At 34.3% G+C, this 3063-nt stretch carries 3 protein-coding genes; 2 read left to right on the top strand and 1 reads right to left on the bottom strand.

Features of this window, described 5'->3' with window-relative positions:
• Together MK115_RS09055 and crtL are read left to right on the top strand one after the other, a co-directional pair.
• Nucleotides 1-558 (top strand): DNA gyrase C-terminal beta-propeller domain-containing protein (locus MK115_RS09055; protein ID WP_287610883.1); only part of this gene is annotated, 558 nt, incomplete at its 5' end.
• Nucleotides 559-582: 24 nt separating this feature from the next.
• Nucleotides 583-1794 (top strand): lycopene beta cyclase, encoded by a 1212-nt coding sequence (gene crtL, locus MK115_RS09050; RefSeq protein ID WP_287610880.1) that lies wholly within the window; start codon nt 583-585, stop codon nt 1792-1794.
• A gap of 5 nt (nt 1795-1799) precedes the next feature.
• Here crtL and MK115_RS09045 read toward each other — a convergent pair.
• On the bottom strand, nt 1800-3063 hold a 1264-nt coding region (locus MK115_RS09045), incomplete at its 5' end, for a 1,4-alpha-glucan branching protein domain-containing protein (protein WP_287610878.1).

Raw genomic sequence — 3063 nt, 5'->3', positions numbered from 1 at the left:
AAAGGAATGGCGATTCATTTCAGACTAGATATCAATGAATTAAGACCACTTGGTAGAACCGCAAGAGGGGTTAAATCAATGAACTTGAGAGAAGGAGACAATCTAGTTTCTATGGATGTTTTAACATCTAATTTGGTTGATCAATTGGCTAAAATTGAAGATCTCACAGAAGTTCTTGATGATAATGTTGAGGAAAACTCTTCAGATGGTCCATGGGTATTAATAGCCAGTGCATTTGGACTAGGGAAGAGAGTACCTGTAGCTCAGTTTAGATTACAAAAAAGAGCAGGCATGGGTTTGAGAGCAATAAAATTTAGAATTAAAGATGATCAGCTAGTTTGTTTGAAGGTCCTTGGCGAGGGAGAAGAATTACTACTTGTGACCGAAAAAGGCGTAATAGTAAGAACAAACGCAGATAAAATCTCTCAGCAATCTAGGGCAGCTACAGGAGTAAAATTACAAAGATTAGATGACGGTGATCATTTATCTGAAGTGGTATTGGTACCTCGTGAACAAATAGAGGAAAAAGACCAACCTAGCTCAGTTGAACAAAATTAAAAGCCTTATGGTTAGCTAAATAATATGGAAATACTTGATATTTTAATTTTAGGTTCAGGTCCTGCAGCATTATGTTTAGCTTCAGAATTAGCCAAGCAGGATCTAAATATTAAGGGAATATCAACAAAATCTCCAAATGAAAAATGGGAGAATACATATGGTATTTGGGCTTCTGAATTAGAGGAATTAGGATTAGAGTCTTTGTTATCTCATCGGTGGTGCAAAACAGTTAGTTTTTTTGGAAATGGCGAAAATAAAAAGGGAGATAATCCTACAAAACATAATTACGATTATGGTTTGATAAATCAAGAAGCTTTTCAAAATGAACTTTTAAAAAAGTGTAACGGGATTGAATGGTTGAATGAAACAGCAAAAGATATTAAAGAGAAAAATAAACTATCTGAGGTAATTTGTTTTTCAGGTCTCAAAATAAAGGCGAGATTAGTTATTGACGCAAGTGGTCATAAAAGTAATTTTGTAAAAAGACCAGTTCAAAATGAAATCGCTCAACAAGCTGCTTACGGAATTGTAGGTAAATTTACATCACCACCTGTTAATAAAGAACAATTTGTTCTAATGGATTTTCGTCCAAATCATTTAAACAATGAAGAAAAGTTATCATCTCCTTCCTTTCTTTATGCAATGGATCTTGGAAATGAAACTTTTTTTGTTGAAGAAACATCATTAGCTAGTTATCCTGCCTTATCCCAAGAAAATCTAAAAAAAAGACTTTTTAAAAGATTGAATAGCAAGGGTATTCAGGTAAGTGAAATTTTTCATGAAGAGAATTGCCTTTTCCCAATGAATTTACCCCTCCCATTTAAAAAACAATTTGTACTTGGTTTTGGAGGGTCTGCAAGCATGGTGCATCCTGCATCAGGATACATGATCGGATCTTTATTAAGAAGAGCTCCACTACTTGCAGAAAAATTAGCAATCTTTTTAAAAGAACCTAATCTTAGTTCTCTTGAACTAGCAACAAAAGGTTGGGAGATCCTATGGCCTTACGAGTTAATACAAAGGCATAAACTTTACCAATATGGTCTAAGAAGATTGATGAGTTTTGACGAAAGTAGATTAAGAAGCTTTTTCTCAAATTTCTTTAGATTATCAACCAATGAATGGGTAGGTTTTCTTACTAATACACTTCCACTTCCAAAACTAATTTACGTGATGAGTAAGATGTTTATAAATTCACCTCTAAAAGTAAAACTAGGAATGCTCAAGTTAAATTAGTATTTTTATTTTCGCCAATCATCAATATTAATATTTGGGAAGACTTTATCCTCTTCCTCAATATCTTCAAGAAATTTTAAATTAATATTGGAATGATTTTTAATCATTTCAACCAATTTCCAGAACCTGAATAAGTGTCTTTCTATTCTCTCTTTTGCGAGCTCAGTTGTGGTTCCAGCTCTTAGAATAAAACTCCAATCAGAAGACTCAGAAAGAAGTAGTTCTCTTGCAGCTTGCTTGAAGAGTCTTAGAGATAAATCATTATTAAAATTTTCCAAGCACAAATCTACAAATGTTGAGCCTGCCTTTGTGATTTCTGGAACGATCCATGCATTTGCATCATTAATCCAGTAATTATGGTAACCACCTTGCCCCCAGCTTGATGGCGATGGATCACAAATCTGAAGATTTGGTTTTTGCATTAAGAATTCTTTTAAATTTGTAAGCTTAATTGAATATTTACTAGAGTTCTTTAGTATATTTTCAATAAAAAAAGGTCCCTCATACCACCAATGACCAAATAACTCTGCATCAAATGGAGCTACCAATAAAGGCTTAAAGGAAGAGGATAAAGTCAATTTTTCTAATTGTTTGGATCTCGCTAGAAGATAGGCATCAGCATGTTCTGCCGCCTTATTTTTGGCTTCATTTTCAAGGTAAAACTCTTTTTCCCCTAAAGAAATGTTTTCATCTGTAATCTTATGAAACTTTAAACCCAAAGGTCTTTTTGTTGAAATACCCTTCTTTTGGAGCTTTGAGAGAGGTAATTCCCACCCCAAATCTTTATGAAATTCCCTATAAACTTTGTCGCCCGGGAACCCATCCTTAGCAGACCAAACGGGCAAGGTTGACTCACTATCTCTCCCGAAAAATGCCACTCCTTTTTTCGAGCATATTGGAGCATATACACCATACCTAGGCCTTGGTGTGGAGTTTAGAATCCCGTGTCCGTCTAAGATTGTATATCTAATTCCAGAATTAAATAGTATTTCATCTAAACCCTCATAATATGCGCATTCAGGTAACCAAATACCTAAAGGCTTTGTTTCAAAAATATTTTCATGGCTCCTAATGGCTGTATTGATTTGTCCTTTTACAGTTTCAGGCCTCTCCCTTAAAATTGGCAGATATCCGTGAGTAGCAGCACAAGTAAGAATATCCAAATTTCCAGAGTTATTTAAAACCCTAAACTTCTCAATTAAATTTCCAGAACAATTTTGCCAGTATAAGTATTTATCATTAAGGTTATTCTTTAAAAATGCAGAGGCA

It is taken from the genome of Prochlorococcus sp. ALOHA_ZT_50 (assembly GCF_022447305.1).
Taxonomy (GTDB): Bacteria; Cyanobacteriota; Cyanobacteriia; order PCC-6307; family Cyanobiaceae; genus Prochlorococcus_A.
Note: the sequence above shows the minus strand (reverse complement) of the source record. Positions and strands in the feature narration are given on the sequence as shown.

Excerpts from the sequence above, each read along its gene's own strand:
- crtL (WP_287610880.1), top strand. The coding sequence starts at position 583 with ATGGAAATACTTGATATTTTAATTTTAGGTTCAGGTCCTGCAGCATTA.